This window comes from Streptomyces sp. 1114.5, from assembly GCF_003635085.1.
Taxonomy (GTDB): domain Bacteria; phylum Actinomycetota; class Actinomycetes; order Streptomycetales; family Streptomycetaceae; genus Kitasatospora.
The window spans coordinates 805,724-821,410 of sequence record NZ_RBXE01000001.1; the positions used below are offsets into that span (position 1 = coordinate 805,724).

General features: G+C 73.5%; 12 protein-coding genes. 5 read left to right on the forward strand and 7 right to left on the reverse strand.

All coding sequences use genetic code 11. The features are described from left to right. Positions 1-19: 19 nt before the first annotated feature. Both BX285_RS03450 and BX285_RS03455 read left to right on the forward strand, forming a co-directional pair. Entirely contained in the window at positions 20-985 is a 966-nt protein-coding gene (locus BX285_RS03450; RefSeq protein ID WP_097236613.1) for a DUF4231 domain-containing protein, read from the forward strand. Positions 986-1,008: 23 nt separating this feature from the next. Beyond that, entirely contained in the window at positions 1,009-1,863 is an 855-nt protein-coding gene (locus tag BX285_RS03455; protein WP_097236614.1) for an alpha/beta fold hydrolase, read from the forward strand. Between the two features lie 36 nt (positions 1,864-1,899). Here BX285_RS03455 and BX285_RS03460 read toward each other — a convergent pair whose 3' ends face one another. The 3 genes from BX285_RS03460 to BX285_RS03470 are packed head-to-tail and all read right to left on the reverse strand — an operon-like array spanning position 1,900 to position 8,435. Beyond that, positions 1,900-2,892 carry a D-glycerate dehydrogenase gene (locus BX285_RS03460; RefSeq protein WP_097236615.1) on the reverse strand — a complete coding sequence of 331 codons (993 nt, stop codon included), beginning with the start codon at positions 2,890-2,892 and terminating at the stop codon, positions 1,900-1,902. A 45-nt stretch (positions 2,893-2,937) separates the two neighbouring features. After that, positions 2,938-6,945, reverse strand: a complete 4,008-nt coding sequence (gene fxsT, locus BX285_RS03465; protein ID WP_097236616.1) for an FxSxx-COOH system tetratricopeptide repeat protein — start codon at positions 6,943-6,945, stop codon at positions 2,938-2,940. Then, positions 6,942-8,435, reverse strand: coding sequence for a TIR-like protein FxsC (locus BX285_RS03470; protein WP_147465102.1), 1,494 nt, complete (start codon positions 8,433-8,435; stop codon positions 6,942-6,944). Before BX285_RS03470 ends, fxsT begins: the two co-directional genes overlap by 4 nt. A gap of 201 nt (positions 8,436-8,636) precedes the next feature. Between BX285_RS03470 and BX285_RS03475 the strand changes: the two genes are divergently transcribed. From BX285_RS03475 to BX285_RS03485, 3 genes are all read left to right on the forward strand, one after another. Further along, entirely contained in the window at positions 8,637-8,831 is a 195-nt protein-coding gene (locus BX285_RS03475; protein ID WP_257032457.1) for a DUF397 domain-containing protein, read from the forward strand. 245 nt (positions 8,832-9,076) lie between these two features. Further along, complete coding sequence (locus BX285_RS03480; RefSeq protein ID WP_121177209.1) at positions 9,077-9,742, forward strand: DUF4097 family beta strand repeat-containing protein; 666 nt, start codon at positions 9,077-9,079, stop codon at positions 9,740-9,742. Between the two features lie 34 nt (positions 9,743-9,776). Then, positions 9,777-10,550 carry an alpha/beta fold hydrolase gene (locus tag BX285_RS03485; protein WP_097236618.1) on the forward strand — a complete coding sequence of 258 codons (774 nt, stop codon included), beginning with the start codon at positions 9,777-9,779 and terminating at the stop codon, positions 10,548-10,550. A gap of 73 nt (positions 10,551-10,623) precedes the next feature. On the opposite strand, the gene BX285_RS03490 is transcribed toward BX285_RS03485, so the two are convergent. The 4 genes from BX285_RS03490 to BX285_RS03505 all read right to left on the reverse strand — a co-directional run bounded on the left by BX285_RS03490 (position 10,624) and on the right by BX285_RS03505 (position 15,651). Beyond that, positions 10,624-11,343: an aminoglycoside N(3)-acetyltransferase gene (locus BX285_RS03490; RefSeq protein ID WP_257032458.1), complete on the reverse strand. Its 720-nt coding sequence runs from the start codon at positions 11,341-11,343 to the stop codon at positions 10,624-10,626. 251 nt (positions 11,344-11,594) lie between these two features. After that, on the reverse strand, positions 11,595-14,012 hold the full coding sequence (locus BX285_RS03495; RefSeq protein WP_121174441.1) for an FxsB family cyclophane-forming radical SAM/SPASM peptide maturase: 2,418 nt from the start codon (positions 14,010-14,012) through the stop codon (positions 11,595-11,597). Positions 14,013-14,075: 63 nt separating this feature from the next. Beyond that, positions 14,076-14,261 carry a hypothetical protein gene (locus BX285_RS03500; RefSeq protein ID WP_097236621.1) on the reverse strand — a complete coding sequence of 62 codons (186 nt, stop codon included), beginning with the start codon at positions 14,259-14,261 and terminating at the stop codon, positions 14,076-14,078. A gap of 325 nt (positions 14,262-14,586) precedes the next feature. Next, positions 14,587-15,651 (reverse strand): aKG-HExxH-type peptide beta-hydroxylase, encoded by a 1,065-nt coding sequence (locus BX285_RS03505; RefSeq protein ID WP_179852786.1) that lies wholly within the window; start codon positions 15,649-15,651, stop codon positions 14,587-14,589. Positions 15,652-15,687: the final 36 nt, after the last annotated feature.

Sequence of the window (15,687 nt, forward strand, 5' to 3'; positions counted from 1 at the left end):
CGACAGGTGGGGGCCGAACATGGCGTCTGGTGCGGGACGGACCGGGTGGGTGCGCGAGCGGGACCTGCTGCCCGAGTTCTTCTGGGCCGCCGACGCGGCCTCGCTGCGCGGGCAGCAGCGCTCGGTGCTGCTCTGCGCCTGGGAGCTGGTCCTGCTGGTGCTGGCCGCCGCGACCGGCTCGGCCGACGGCGAGCCCTGGGCCTGGCCCGCGGCCGGCGCCTACCTCGGCGCGATCGCGCTGGCCGTGGTGATCAGCCGGCAGAACCCGCAGGGCCTCTGGTACGAGGGGCGGGCCGCCGCCGAGTCGGTCAAGACCCTGGCCTGGAAGTACGCCGTCCGGGCCGACGCCTACCAGCCGCCGCCGCGCGCCCTGCCGGACGCCGAGGGCCTGTACCGCTTCCAGCTCGGTCGGGTGCTCGGCGCCTTCCGGGACGGCCCGGCCGCCGTCCCCGGCAGCGGGGTCGAGGTCACCGCGGCGATGCACGACCTGCGCGAGCAGCCGCTGGCGGTGCGCCGCGAGGTGTACCTGGGCGAGCGGATCCAGGTGCAGCACGACTGGTACCGCGCCAAGGCCCGCTACTGCGCCCGGGCCGGGTACTGGGCCGGGGTGCTGGGCGTGCTGCTGCCCGCACTCGGGCTGGTGCTGGCGGTGCTGCGGGCGCTCGGCGCGTTCACCTACGACGCGCTGGGCACCGTCTCGGCGGTGGCCGCCTCGGTCACCGCCTGGGCGCAGCTGCGCCAGTACCGCCCGCTGGCCGCCGCGTACGGGCTGGCCGCCGTGGAGCTGGGGCAGATCCAGCGCCAACTCGCCCGGCTGGACCTGGACTCGCCGGACGCCGAGGAGGTCTGGGCCAGGCTGGCCCGGGACGCCGAGGACGCGATCTCCCGCGAGCACACCACCTGGCAGGCCCGCCGGGAGGTCCGCACCACCACCGACCGGGAGCACGACACGGGCCCGGAGCACGGAACCCACCCGGAGCACTGAGGAGGCCGCAGGTGTCGTTACGGATGGTCAAGACGGCGGACGACCGCGCGCTCGCGGTGGAGTCCCTCGGCGACCCGCGCGGCCGTCCGGTGTTCCTGCTGCACGGGATGCCCGGCAGCCGGGTCGGCCCGCACCCGCGCAGCACCGTGCTGTACCGGCTCGGCGTGCGGCTGATCTCGTACGACCGGCCCGGCTACGGCGACTCGACCCGGCTGTTCGGCCGCCGGGTGAGCGCGGCGGCGGCCGACGTGCGGACCATCGCCGACGAGTTCGGACTGGACAGCTTCGCGGTGCTCGGCCGCTCCGGCGGCGGCCCGCACGCGCTGGCCTGCGCCGCGCTGCTGCCCGAGCGGGTCAGCCGGGTGGCCGTGCTGGTGGGCCTCGCGCCGCGCACCGCGACCGGCCTGGACTGGTACGCGGGGATGACCCCGTCCAACGTCCGCGCCTACAAGGAGGCCGAGCGCGGGCACGGCCGGATCGCCGACGCGATGGAGTTCCGCTCCCGGCAGATCAAGGACGACCCGGTCCGGCTGCTGAACGGGCTGCGCACCGAACTCTCCCCCGCCGACCGGGAGGTGGTGGCCGACAGCGGGCTGCGGCGGATGCTGCAGAGCAACTACCGGGAGGCGTTCCGGCACGGCGCGGACGGCTGGATCGACGACGTGCTGGCCTTCACCGCCGACTGGGGCTTCGAGGTCGGGACGATCCGGGTGCCGACCTGGCTCTGGCACGGCGCGGACGACCAGTTCTCACCGGTCGACCACTCCCGCTGGCTGGCCGACCACATCCCGGGCGCCGAACTGTTCCTGGAGCCCGGCGCCGCGCACTTCGGGGCGTTCCGGGTGATGACCACCGCCCTGGCCTGGGCCGCGGGGTAGTCCGTCCGGGGTCGGGCCCGCCCCGGGCCGGCCGGCTCAGGCCCGGACCGGCGTCACCGGCTCGCCCCCGCCGAGCACCGCCAGGACGTTGTCCACCGCCAGGCCGCCCATCGCCTGCCGGGTGGCGACGGTGGCGCTGCCCAGGTGCGGGGCCAGCACCGCGCGTTCCTGGGCGAGCAGCGCGGACGGGACGGCCGGCTCGTGCTCGAAGTTGTCCACGGCCGCGGCGAACAACGCCCCGGACTCCAGCGCGGCGGCCAGCGCCTCCTCGTCCACCACCCCGGCGGTCATGCTGACCACCACCGCGCCGCGCGGCAGCAGCGCCAGCCGGCGGGCGTCCAGCAGGTGCCGGGTGGCGTCGCTGAGCGGGCAGGTGACGACCAGCACGGTGGAGGTGGCGAGCAGTTCCTCCAGCGGCTTCCACTCGGCGCCCTCGGCCTGCTCGGGCGGCAGGGCGCGGCGGTTGTGGTAGCCGACGGGCATCTCGAAGGCGCGGGCCCGGCGGGCCACCGCCTGCCCGATCCGGCCCATGCCGAGCACGCCCAGCGGGGTGCCGGACAGCTCCAGGCCGAGCAGGAAGTTCGGCGCCCAGGTCCAGGGCGTTCCGGAGCGCAGCAGCCGCTCGCCCTCGCCGAGCCGGCGGGTGGCCGCCAGCAGCAGTGCCCAGGCCATGTCGGCGGTGGCGGTGGTGAGCACTCCGGGGGTGTGGGAGACCAGCACGCCGCGCTCGGCGCAGGCGGCGAGGTCGACGTTGTGGTAGCCGACCGCGTGGTTGGCAACGATCCGCAGCCCGGGGCCGGCCGCGTCCAGGAACTCGGCGTCCACCCGGTCGTCCAGGGTGGTGAGCACGGCCCGCCGGCCGCGGACGGCGGCGAGCAGTTCGGCCCGGTCCATCGCCAGGTCGGAGTCGTGGCAGGTGACGGCGTGCCGGGCGGTGAGCCGTTCGATGACGCCGGGCGCGAGGCGCCGGGTGACCAGGACCGGGGGCGGGGTGCGCCCGTGGATCGTTCGCTCGCTGCGCTCGCTCATGGTGCCGCAGCGTACCCCCCGCCCCCTGGCGGCCGGACCGACGGCTCACACCGGCTGCGGCTCCAGGTCGCGGTTGATCCGCTTCCAGCCGCGCGCCGAGACCGTGTTGGGGTGTTCCTCGCCGAACTGCCGGATCAGCTCGGCGATGGCCCGCGCGCGCAGTTCGGCGGCCTGGGTGTGCCGGTTGGCCGTCCGCAGGGTGACCGCCAGGTTGGCCTCGCAGGCGACCGCGTCCGGGTGCTGCGGCGAGTAGCGCGCGCACAGGCCCTGGTAGGCGGCCCGGCCGAGCTGTTCGGCGAGGGCAAGCTGCCCGTCGTCCCCGTAGGCGTTGGCCAGGTTGATCATCGCGTTGAGGGTGTACGGGTGCTCCGGGCCGACCGAGCTGGTCAGCCCCTCGACGGTGAGCCGGCCGCGCTCGATGGCGCCCGGGACGTCGCCGCTGCCGCGCAGGTAGATGCCGAGGTTGTTGGCGCAGGCCAGGGTGAACGGGTGCTCGTCGCCGAACAGCCGCCGGTGGCCCTCGAAGACGGTGGCACAGAGGTCGCGGGCGGCCTCCTTGTCGCCGGAGGCGCTGTGGTCGGCGGCCAGGTTGAGCGCGCAGGCGAGCGCGTCGGGGGCGTCGGCGCCGTAGCGCTCCAGGTAGCGCTCGTAGGTCTCCTTGGTGATCCGGCGGGCCTCGGCGAGCTGGCCGATCCGGCGCAGCGAGACGGCCAGCGACTTGGCGTTGCGCAGGTTCTCCGGCAGGTCGGGGTCGAGCACGTCGCCGAGGTCGGAGGTGACCTCCTGGAGCAGGTCCACCGAGCCGCGGTAGTCGCCGAGTTCGCGCAGGTCGCGGGCCAGGTTGGACTTGGTGGACAGGGTGTAGGGGTGCTTGGGGCCGAGCACCGCGGTGCGCCGGTCGAGGGTCTCCTGGTCGAGTTCGCGGGCGGCCTCGCTGTCGCCGACCAGCCGGTAGTCGATCGCCAGGTTGTTCGCCATGGAGAGCGTGCGCGGGTTGTCGTCGCCGAACAACTCACGGAACTGGTCGAGGATTTCGCGGTCCAGGTCGAGTGCGGCCTGGAACCGGCCGAGCGCCCTGCGATCGGCGCCGAGCGAGCCGGCCGTCATCAGGGTGTACGGGTGGTGCTCGCCGAGCAGCGCCCGCTGGCGCTCCAGGGTGGCCTCGTCCAGGGCCAGTGCCTCGGCGTAATTGCCCTGGGAGCGCAGCACGTTGGCGAGCTGGAAGCGCAGCAGCAGGGTCTGCCGGTCGTCCTCGCCGAGCTTGCTGGTCCACTCCGCGTCGAGCGCGTGGCCGAGGTCGCGGGCGCGGTCGAGCTCGCCGCGCTTCCACAGGTAGCGGACCCGGTCGATGAGCAGCTGGCGGGTGTCGGCCTCGTCGCAGTTGTGCGCCTTGGACGGCGACAGGTGCGGCCAGATCTCGTCGAAGGCCGGCCAGTTGGCCGGGTCGTCGGTGTCGCCGAGGACGGGCCGGGCGCCGGTGAGGATGCGGTGCACCTCGTGGACGGCGATCTCCTGCTCGTCGGCGGTCATCCCGGCCCGGATCACCGCCTGGACGAGGCGGTGCACCTGGAAGCTGTTGCTGCCGGCGTCGACCTTGGCCAGCGCGTACCGGCCGATCGCCTGGATCACCTTGCCCAGCATGAACTTGTCGCTGAGGTCGGCGTCGAACCGCACCAGCGCCCGGATCATCTGGTCGCTGTAGAAGAGGTTCATCGAGATCGGCTCGGGCGCGAAGAACGCGCACAGCTGCAGCAGCCGCACCGCCGCCGGGGACTGCTGGCGCAGCCGTCCGATGGAGACGTTCCAGGTCGCCGCGACCGGGGTCGGGTAGTCCGCCGGCCGGCCGACGGCCAGTGCGCGGGCCGCCTCGGCGTGCAGTTGGGCGACGTAGGTCTCCACCGGGGTGCCGGTGGTGTCCAGCCAGGCGGCAGCCACCTCGACGGCCAGCGGCAGGTCACCGACCGCCTCGGCGACCCGGTCGGCGTCCGGCCGGGAGAGGCTGCGGGCGCGCCGGCACAGGTGCTCGACGCTCTCGCCTCGGGTGAAGACGTCGACCTCCAGCGCCTCCGCGTGCCCGGTCCAGGCCTGGTTGCGGGAGGTGACCAGGATGTGGCCCGAGCCGCCGGGGAAGAAGCGGCGGATCTCGGCGGGCTCGTCGGCGTTGTCGAAGATCAGCAGCCAGCGCGGGGTCGGCACGCCGCGGCGCAGCGCCTCCCGGGCGGCCTCGGCGGCCTCGGTCACCGAGTCGCCGACCCGCAGGCCCAGCCGGCGGGCGAGTTCGGCGAGCGCCGGGGCGACCAGCTCGGTCTGCTCGGCGTCGATCCACCAGACCAGGTCGTAGTCGGACATGAAGCGGTGGGCGTACTCCAGCGCCACCTGGGTCTTGCCGACGCCGCCGAGCCCGTACAGGGTCTGCGGGGTCGGCAGGACGGCCGCCATGCCGCCGCGCAGCTGGTTGCGCAGCTGCTCCAGGACGGCGGCGCGGCCGGTGAAGGAGGGGTTGCGCGGCGGGACGTCCCACACCGAGGGCTTGCTGCCGGGGAAGCGCGGCCCGCCGCTGGGCGCGTCGTCGAGCGCCACGTCGCCGCGGCCGAGCGCGCGCAGCAGGCTCTGGATCGACTGGGTCTCGTCGCGGCCGACCAGGTCGACCGGGTTGCGGTTGCTGAACGGCGCGGTGAGGCGCACGTCGCCGACCCGGACGGGCAGCAGCTGGCGCCGGGTGCCGGACGGGTCGGAGCTGACCACCGACTCCCACAGCGCCCGGGCCTGCGGGGAGCGCTGGTAGGCGGGCGAGAGCACGGCGACCGTCCGGTAGGCGGAATCGATGCCGCGCTCGGTCTCCTCGCGCGGGTCGGTGCCGGCGCTGAGGTCGCGGGGCAGCACCCGGAACCCGGCCCGGGTGAGGACGGACTCTATCCAGTCCGCCCACATCCGGTCCTCGGGGACGTAGGAGAGGTAGAGGTCGGCGGGGACGGACGGGCGGCGTCGGGTGAACGCGTCCACGTAGCGCAGCCGTACCTCCTCGTCCACCGTCGGCAGGCCGGAGACCCGGCCCTCGGTGATCATCGAGGTCAGCCGCTCGCAGGCGGCCAGCATCGAGGTGGGGCTGCCGGTCTGGTCGCCGAAGGTGGCCAGGATCTCCTCGTAGGCGTAGAACGGCCGGTACGGGATCTCCACCGAGCCCCAGTACTGGGCGAGTTCCTCGCTGCCCAGGCCGGCGGGCAGGCCGTCGAAGCGGACCCGGGCCAGGGCGCGGCCGGCGTCCGCCTTCTCCTTCTCGCCCTCGTCGATGCGCATCGGGACGGGCAGGATGCGGATGCCGCGGTCGCGGTAGCGGTCGTGGATGTGCTGGGCGATCCGGGAGGCGCCGTCGATGGACTGGTCGCTCAGGGTGAAGCAGACCACCAGGTCGTCGGGCATCTGGACGGTGCAGATCTCGGCGATGTCGGACAGACCGGTGCGGGAGTCGATCAGCACGTAGTCGTAGCGCTTGGCCATGTCGGCCTTGAGGGCGTCGAAGAACTGCCCGCCGTCGAAGCGGTCGTAGAAGATGTCCCAGTCGAGGTGGGTGACGGCCTCGGAGTAGTCCCGGTTGAACTGGCCCGCGGAGAGGAAGTCCAGGCTGCCGCCGGCCGGGAAGTGCGGCCAGGCGAGCGAGATCGCGTGCGGGGACACCCGGGCGAAGTCCAGGTGCCAGCCCTCGGCGTGCTCGACCGGGCGCAGCGCCTCCTCCCGGTACTCGGCGATCAGGTCCATCATCCCGGTGGTGCCGGCCAGGGAGGCCGGGTCGAGGAAGGGGTGGAAGAACTTGGCGAGGCCCGGCGCCTCCAGGTCCCAGTCCACGGTGAGCACCCGGAAGCCGTTGGCGGCCAGGATCCAGGCCGTGTTGGCGAGGGCCATGGTGCGGCCGGTGCCGCCCTTGTAGGAGTAGAAGGTGATGATCCGGCCGTCGCGGTCCTGATCCGCGGCCTGCCGCTCGGCCTCCCGCTGGGCGACCAGCTCGGCGGCGGTGAGGCCGCCGAGGCGGAGGTTCCTGGTGCGGTTCTCGCTCATCGGTTTCCTCGTCCTCCCAGGGGCGCCATCCCGTCATCGGGGTCATCGCCGTCGTCGCGGTACGGGTCGTGCTCGCGGTACGGGTCGTGGTGGGTGCCGTCGTCGTGGCCGCTGCCGTTGCCGTGGCTGTTGGCGTTGCCGTTGCCGTTGCCGTTGCCATGGACGTTGCCGTTGCCAGGGGCGTCGCCGTTGCCAGGGGCGTCGCCGTGGCCGTCGCCGTTGCCCGCGGGCGTTCCGCCGCCCGGGCGGCGGAACGCGTCCCGCAGGCTCGGCCGGGGCGGCGGTGGTTCCTCCGGCTCGGCCCTGGCGCGGCCCTCGAAGGCGTACTTGGCCTTCATCGCCGCCCGGGGCAGCGCGTCGTCGAAGTCCTCCAGGGTGTGCAGCCCGGTCGGGCCGGTCGCACCGAGGAAGCTCGGACGGCCCGCGCGCCGGGTGGTGCGCAGCGCTTCGTCGCTCAACTCCCCCATCTCACCGGCGCGTTCCTCGCACTCCGGGTCGTCGGCGTTCCACGGCTCCAGGACGCTGACCCAGGTGGTGTCCGAGCGGTCGAAGCGCCGGACCAGCTCGCGGCGGTGCGGGTCGCGCAGCGCCCAGCGGTCGAGCAGCAGCAGGCCGGGGGCCTCGGCGGTGCCCTCGATGATCGACTCGGCCTCGTCGTCGAACTCGTGCACGGTCGGCTGGAACCCCAACTGCCGGGCCAGCCGGACCGCGTGTTGCGCGATGGGCGAGCCGACCGGCCGGTACGGGTGCCAGTCGGTGCGCCGCTCGCCGTAGTAGTCGGGGTTGCGGTCGGCGGGCAACTCCCCCTGGTGGTAGGCGAGGACGGAGATCCGCAGCTGCTTGGTCGGGGCGGTGACGTTGAACGCGCTGGGGAGCCCGTTGAACTCCAGGCGCCGCCCGACCGGGATCACCGTCTCCTCGGCGACCTGCACGATCCGCGCCGCAAGCCGGTGCACGGCCAGCTCGTACGCGGAACGGAAGTAGCTGAGCTTCATCAGCGCGTACAGGCCCTCGGTGGCGTAGTCGGGCCCGAAACTCGCGTGGTTGAACTGGAGTTCGCTGGCCACCTTCGGCAGCCGGTAGCGGCTCATCGGCGCCCACAGCACCGGGACGATGCCGCTGGTGCGCTCGGAGTCGAGGTTCGCCGGGTACACCGGGCGGCGGGTGAAGGCGTGCCACTCCTGGCCGCACGGCACGCTGTTGAAGTACCGCGGGGAGTACAGCGGGACGAACACCCGGCAGGAGGCCAGCTCGTCGGACAGCCGATCGGCCCACAACTCGCCCTGGTGCATGGACTCGTCCATGAAGCCCACCGGCACCCCGTCGGGGACGGTGGTGATCTGCAGCACCGCCTCGCAGAGGTCCCGGTACAACTGCCGGACCCAGTGGTTGGGGTCGCCGGCGCCCCGCGCACCGGCTTTCGGGGTGTGCGCGTAGGAGAGGAAGAAGTACGGCCGGGTGTCGTCCTCGTCCCAGCCCCGGTCAGTCACACGTGCCTCCCCCGGGCCCGTCGGCAACCTGCCTCCCGCAGCCCCCGTGCGGCGGGGCTTCAGTGTAGGAACGACTGACACCCCAATGGAATAGCACAACGACTCGCACGAATTGACATGACCGAAACGATGCCGCCGCCTCTTTCGCGGGAGCAGTACCCTCGATCCGGCCGCCGCACACGATCAGAAGGGGCACCGCCCGTGGAACACCTCAAGTGGCAGAAGTCCAGCCTCAGCGGGGACAAGGCGGAGTACATCGAGATCGCCTCCGACGGCGACCTCGTGTACATCCGCCAGTCCGACGACCCCACCCACATCGTCACCACCACCCGCATCAAGTTCAACGCCTGGGTCCGCGGCGCCAAGGCCGGCGAGTTCGACCACTTCGTCGCCTGACCCTCGCCCAACCCTCGCCCGCCCCCTCGCCCAGTAGCGTTCACCCCCACTCCATTGCAACACCGGGAGTGGGGGTTGTTGCGTTAAGGCTGCGCCCACCGCAACGATTTCCCAGCTTTCACCTGCAGGGATGGCGACTTGAAGCAACAAGCTCGTTGCCGCATCCATGAATGCAACGTAGCTTTTCCATCGTCAGAAACGACGAGCGCGCACCACGGACGCGCACCTCACCGATGGAGAGCACCATGCAGCAGTTCGCCACCCCCGCCCCGATCACCGCCGTCCTGGACGTCCCGGCCGGCAACGTCCGGTTCATCGCCGCCGACCGCGTCGACACCACCGTCGAGATCCGCCCCGCCGACCCGGGCAAGAACCGCGACGTGCGCACCGCCGAGCAGACCACCGCCGACTACACCGACGGCCTGCTGACCATCCGCACCGCCAAGGCCGGCAGCAGCCCCCTCTTCGGCGCCGGCTGCCTGGAGATCACCGTCCAGCTCCCGGCCGGCTCCGCCGTCGAAGCCACCGCCGAAGCCTGCGAACTGCGCGTCGTCGGCCGCCTCGGCGACCTCGCCTTCACCGGCGCCCACCGCCACACCAAGATCGACGAAGCCGCGAACGTCCGCCTGACCGCCGTCGACGGCGACATCGAGATCGGCCGCCTCACCGGCCCCGCCACCCTCACCACCGCCCGCGGCGACATCCGCATCACCCAGGCGGACCGCGGCACCCTCGCCCTCACCACCCAGTCCGGCAACATCACCGTCGGCGCCGCCCCCGGTACCTCCGCCGCCCTCGACGCCGCCACCGGCCACGGCCGCATCAGCAACGCCCTGCGCAACGACGGCACCACCACCCTCCACATCCGCGCCACCACCCACCAGGGCGACATCACCGCCCGAAGCCTCTGAGCCCCCTCACCCAGCCGCCACGGAAAGGCACCCAATGAACACCCCGACGTGGACCGGCCGGGTCCCGGTCGACGACACCACCCTGGCCGTCACCGACACCGGCGGCCCCGGCCGGCCCGTCGTCTACCTCAACGGCTCCTACGCCGACCAGTCCCACTGGAAGCGCGTCATCGCCGAACTCGGCGACGGCTACCGGCACATCAGCTACGACGAGCGCGCCCGCGGCAAGTCCGGGACCTCCGCCGACTACTCCTTCGAGTCCTCCGTCCGCAGCCTCGACGCCGTCCTCACCGCACGAGGAGTCGAACGGCCGATCCTGGTCGGCTGGTCCTACGGCGCCATGCTCGCCATCCACTGGGCCGCCCGGAACCCGGACCGCGTGCTGGGGGCGGTCTCCGTGGACGGCGCGATGTCCCACGAATGGCTGAACGACGCCACCAAGGACCGGATCCGCACGCTCTTCCGCCGCCTGAGCCCACTCTTCCCCCTCTGCCGCCGCCTGGGCCTGGCCGCCCGGATGAGTGCCACCCAGCACGCGGAGATCAACATCGAGCTCAACGAGCTCTGCGCACCCGCCGCCCTCGACCCGGTCTTCGACCGCGTCACCGTCCCGACCCGGTACGTCCTCGCCACCGGCGGAAACCTGGGCGGCGACCCCAAGGTGATGGAACAGATCCGCGCCGGCCTCGCCCCCGTACTCGCCCGCAACCCCAACATCAAGCTCAGCGCGAAGGTCCCGAGCAACCACTCCAAGATCCTGCGCAAGGACTACGCCGCCGTCGCCGCCGCCGTCCGCGAGCTCGGCTGACCCGCAGGCGCACCTGACGTTCACGCCAGGCCGTCCGACTCCAACCGTGCCCGCTCCGGGGGAAGCCCGGGTCTCAGGTGCGGAAGCGGGACTTCCGCAGGAACTGCTCCGCCAGGTCGACCGCCTCGCGAACCGGCACGAGGCGGCAGTCCGCGCCGCCGATGCGGCCGGTGGTGATCCCCCGGGCCGCCCGCAGGACCTCCTCTCCGAGGGCGCCGAAGTGGAGGTCGTCCAGGTCGGGTGCTCGGAAGGAGGTCCAGCCGTGCTCCCCGACGCAGCGGTATTCGCGTAGCCGCACGTCGGGCATCCGCAGGTCGGCGAGGTGGAAGGCGGTGAAGCGGTCCATCGGAACGCCGATCATCAGGACTCGGGCATCCAGGTCGTAGAGCCGGCCCAGCGGGGAGTCGGCGCCCAGGTGGGAGTCGTCGGGGTGGCGGCGGGTGATCTCCCCGGCGAGCCGGCCCACCGCCGCCCAGGAGGTCTGCGGGTGGCGGCTGCGGTGAGCGCCGGGGAGGGTGCGGATGGCCTCCGACAGGGCCCCCATGGTGGGGGAGGCCGGGGTGGTGGCCGGGTCGAAGGGGGGCATTCGGGCCTGGTAGTCGGCTGCTTCCGCCGGGGAGAGACCGGCGGTCGCGGCTTGGTGGATGCGCGAGGTCGCGGAGTTCTCGGGGGTGGCCGTGTAGGCGACGAGGGTGCCGTCGGGGCCGAGGGTGTCGAGCAGGGCGTCGATCACACCGGCGGCCCCGCCCGGCACCGGGCCGAGGGCGTGCAGGGACGCCTGGACGTGCAGCACCGTGCCGGCGCGGACGCCGAGGTCGGCGAGCTCACGGCGGAGCGGACGGACGAGGGGGCGGGCAGGAGAGCGGTCGGGGGAGCGCTCGGGGGAGCGCTCGGGAGAGCGGACGTCGTCAGCGACGGCGACGCGGCCGGCGCGGGATTCGATGAGGATGACGGCTCCCCGGGGGTGGAGGGCCCCGGGCGAGGGAGCTCCCGGAGCGGGGCGGGTGAGGGGCAGGCCCTGGGTGTCAGGCCCTGGGTGGGAGGTCAGGCCCTGGCCCGTTCCCGCCGTGCCCGGTCGGCTGCCTGTTCGGCGGCGGCGGGCAGCGGTTGGGCGAGCCAGGGTGCCACGGTGGTGCGCATGCCGTCGGTGAAGCGCAGCCCGGTGCCGGTCAGGGCCCCGGATTCGGCCAGCCGTTCGACGGCTTCGGCGGTGTACCGCCGCCAGAGCGCGAACTGTGCGCGCGCCCGGTCGGCGGCTTCGCCCGGCAGTCCGTCGTACGTCAGGGTGCGGGTGCCCCAGTACTCGGTGACGGCCAGGTGGGCGTACGTGCCTTGGAGGAGCCCTTCGAGCGGCCGGGGGTCGGGCCGCCAGGGCGCGAAGTACAGGGCGGAATCGGTGCGGTCGTACAGGTCGGTCAGGTCGAGCACGGCGCCGAGTTTGACGTGCTGGAACTCGTGCGCGAGCAGCAGGGCGAGGGTCGGCGCGGTGGCGGGGCGGGCGATGCCGACGGCGCCGTACGCCTGGCGGGCCGCCGAGCTGACGTCCCGGCCGGCCGGGCCGGGCCGCAGCGGGGTGATCGTCGTCAGGCCGGCCCGGATGCCCTCCGCGTAGCCGGGCAGGTCCCGGCCGAGGAGTTCCCAGGCTTCGCGCAACGCGCCCGTCCAGTCGAGCAGTTCGCCGTCGCCGAGCCGGTCCGCGACGGGGTGGTCGTGGCAGCCGCGCAGCGGGTCGACGTCCTCCAGGGCGACCGTCCAGCCGCCGCCCGGCCGCACCCGCCGCAGCGGCTCGTCCAGCGCCGTGCGGACCGAGCCGTCGGCGGCCCGCACCTCGAAGCCGTCCGGCCGTCCGGTGACCACCGCTTCCCCGTCGGGTACGGCGAGGCTCCCGAGCGTCGGCAGGTACAGCCGGCGGCCCCGTACGGGTACGGCCACCGCATCGCCCCGGCCGGCCCGGACCGCCGCGGCGGCGGCCAGCGCGGCCAGCGGGCCGAGGCCGACGGAGAGGTCGCCGGCGAGCCGGCGGGCCGCCCAGGCACGGGCGTACGGGTGGGCGAGGACGGCGTCGACGGCGGCGGGGGCGGCGAGGTCGAGCGCCGACAGCAGCGCCCACGCCTCGGCCCGGCCCTGTCCGGAGGCGTCCCAGGCGGCGGCCAACATGGCTCGGGTGAGGGCGAGTTGGGAGCGTCCGAGGGCGGCGACGGTGTCGGCGCTCCCGTATCCCCGGGCGAGTTCGTCGAGCTGCGCCGGGGTGAGCGCGCCGGGCAGCAGCGGTTCCGCGCCCTCCGTGGGGACGGGCTCCCCCGCCGGAGACGGCACGGCGGCGGCAGCGGCAGAACTCCCGCTCCCCGCAACATCCTTGATGAAGGTCATGAGATCACCGCAGTAGACGGACGGATGGTCGAAGCTGCCTCCTCCATCGTCGCTCCGATAACGGTGGGCGTACAGCCCGCCACCACAGGAGCGGACCACGGAGCAGGCGCGGCAGGCCTCGCACAGTCCGGCCAGGCCGGACTGGCGGGCGGCGATGCCGGGGTGGCGGGCGAGGTCGTCGAGGCTGTGCGCGAAGACGTTCATCCCGGTGGCGGGAGCGCCGTCGTACGCGGTCTTCAGGCTGTCGGCCTGCTCGAAGGTGCCGTCCGTCTCCAGGACCGCCAGGTCGGAGGGTTCCAGGCCGAGCGATTCGGTGAGGCTGGAGAATCCGCGCAGGGTCCGGTGAACGGATTCGAAGGTCCGTACGGCGAACGGGCGCCCGTCCGCCTCCCACAGCCCGTGGACGGTCAGGAGCCAGTCGGCGTACGGGGTGGTGCCGAGGGCGGCGGGGCGCTTGGGCGGCTCGTCCCAGGTGGCGTGCGGGAGCAGGAAGTCGACTGCGGGGGGCTGGAGTTCGGCCAGTGCCCGGTACACGGCGACCGGGTCGTTCTCGACGTCCATCGTGCAGAGCAGCCCGGCGAAGAGGTGCCGGAACTCGGGCTCGTCGAGCAGGGCGACCGCCCGCAGCACCTGGGGGTGGCTGCTGCGTCCGTCGGCGTAGCGCCGGTGGCGGTCGTTGGCGGCCTTGTCGCCGTCCAGCGAGATGCCGACCTTGACGTCCAGCTCCGCGAACAGCGTGCAGAAGGCGCGACTGAGCAGCACCCCGTTGGTGTGGATGCGCAGGTCGAGCGCGCAGCCGGGCGGGAGCGCCGAGCGGAGCGCTTCGGCGGCGCGGCGCAAGCGGTCCGGGCCGGCGAGCAGGGGTTCTCCCCCGTGCAGGACGACCCGGACGGCGGGCAGCCGGTGGGCGGCCGCGTGCTCGCCGATGCGTTCGGCGGCCTTGGCCAGGATCCCGTCCGAGATCACCTTCGGCCGGGAGCTCCAGCTGCTGTCCGCGTGCTCGTAGACGTAGCAGTGGTCGCAGGCCAGGTCGCACCTGCTGTGCATCTTGACCACGAACTGCGTCAACGGCACCGGGATCGACGTCGTCATGGAACTGTTCGGAGATCCGTTCGGATCGGCTCGGCCTGGGACCTGCCCGGTGTACCGGGCCGGTCAGATCGAGGAGTTGAAGGCCGCCACCGGCACGAGGCCGGATTCCGCGCCGGGGAGCGCGCGCTGGAGTCGGGCGGCGATTTCCTCCGCACCCAGTGCGGCGAGATCGGCGAGGGACGGGCGTTCCGGCGTCTCCTGAGTGTCAGTGAGCTCGCCGGCCGGCCTGATGCTGGTTACCGGTGTCATATTCGTGTCCTTAGACGCGGTTAGGACCATCCGCGGAGGGGTAGGCCCACCTGGTTGAGACCAGATCGTAGTGCCAGCGACGACTTCACGCGGCACCTTGCGGACTCACGTTGGGCTCACCGAGCGGCCGACGTCGTACGACGGCGCCCAGAACCCGTGGAATTCACCCGTTCAGCGGTCGCGCACTTCGCCCTGGCGCACGCCGAAGCGCGTTGCCAGGCCCGACACCTGGCTAAGCGTACGAATCCGCCGGTTGATTCCCGCCGTCCGCACCCACCCCCGGAGCACGCCGCCCCCACCGGCCGCGCCCCACCCCGCCGACCGCTCAGGCCCGCCCGGCCGGTACCCGCAGGCCCCGCACGGCGGCCACCAACTCCTCGGTGAACTCCAGCCCGTAAGGCGTCAGTTCACCGCACTCCAGCAAAGTCCGGCCCGCCGTCAGGGTGTTCGTCCGCCAGTGCACGAATTCCCGCTCCGCCCGCGCCCGTTCACCAGAACCGGCGGCCACCTCCCCACCCCAGAAGTCCGCGACGCCCAGGTGGGCGTACGCCCCCTGCAGCAGCGCACCGGCCGGACGCAGATCGGGCCGCCAGGGCGCGTGGTAGACGGCTGGCCCGTTGGGGCGGTGCAGGGGCACCAGGTCGAGCAGGGCGCCGAGCTGGACGTGCAGGAACTCGTGCACCAACGCCAGCGCCAACAGCACCGGATCGGCCGGCAGCGAGGCCGCCACCGCACCGTAGGCCCGCCGCGCGGCGGCACTGACCGCCTCCCCGCCGGGGGCGGGGTGCAACGGGACGATCGTGGCGACGCAGGCCGCGACCGCCTCCGCATGGTGGCGATGGCGGCGCACCAGAACCCGCCAGGCCTCCGCCAAGCGCTGCTCCCAGGCGGCGAGTTCGGCGTCGCCGAGCGGCCCGGCCGGAGGGCGGCCGTAGTCCACCCGGCGTGGCCCGGCATGGTCGATCGACGGCGCCCAGCGCAGCCCGTCGCACTCCAGCTCCACCACCCGGCCCGCCCGAACGCGCACCCCTGCCCCTTCGGGGATGAACTCGCTCAGCCCGCCCAGCCGAACGTCCTCACCTCCGGCGACGGCGCGCAGAGAGTCCGCCGCCCAGGCGTCCAGCTCCGGCCGCAGCAGTACCTCCTCCCATCGCGCCCGGTCGTCCCGCTGCAGCGTCCGCACCCGCGCGTACGCCTCTCGGTAGCCCTCGTGCCCGGGTGCCGCCCTGCGCAACGCGAGCAGCAGCAGGGCGCGTTTGCTCAACTGCCCTGCGCGCAGCAGCCGAACGGCCTCCGGCCCGCCGCGCGCCGCCGCGATCGCCCGGAACGTCGCCCGGTCCATACCGTGCCGGGGCAGCCCGTCCGCCACGGCCTCGCCCGAATCCGCCACCGCTCCTCCTCCTGCCGGTACGGCCGACCGCACTGG

Excerpts from the sequence above, each read along its gene's own strand:
- BX285_RS03500 (WP_097236621.1), bottom strand. The coding sequence starts at position 14,261 with ATGACACCGGTAACCAGCATCAGGCCGGCCGGCGAGCTCACTGACACT.
- BX285_RS03455 (WP_097236614.1), top strand. The coding sequence starts at position 1,009 with ATGGTCAAGACGGCGGACGACCGCGCGCTCGCGGTGGAGTCCCTCGGC.
- BX285_RS03450 (WP_097236613.1), top strand. The coding sequence starts at position 20 with ATGGCGTCTGGTGCGGGACGGACCGGGTGGGTGCGCGAGCGGGACCTG.
- fxsT (WP_097236616.1), bottom strand. The coding sequence starts at position 6,945 with ATGAGCGAGAACCGCACCAGGAACCTCCGCCTCGGCGGCCTCACCGCC.
- BX285_RS03485 (WP_097236618.1), top strand. The coding sequence starts at position 9,777 with ATGAACACCCCGACGTGGACCGGCCGGGTCCCGGTCGACGACACCACC.
- BX285_RS03480 (WP_121177209.1), top strand. The coding sequence starts at position 9,077 with ATGCAGCAGTTCGCCACCCCCGCCCCGATCACCGCCGTCCTGGACGTC.
- BX285_RS03495 (WP_121174441.1), bottom strand. The coding sequence starts at position 14,012 with ATGACGACGTCGATCCCGGTGCCGTTGACGCAGTTCGTGGTCAAGATG.
- BX285_RS03460 (WP_097236615.1), bottom strand. The coding sequence starts at position 2,892 with ATGAGCGAGCGCAGCGAGCGAACGATCCACGGGCGCACCCCGCCCCCG.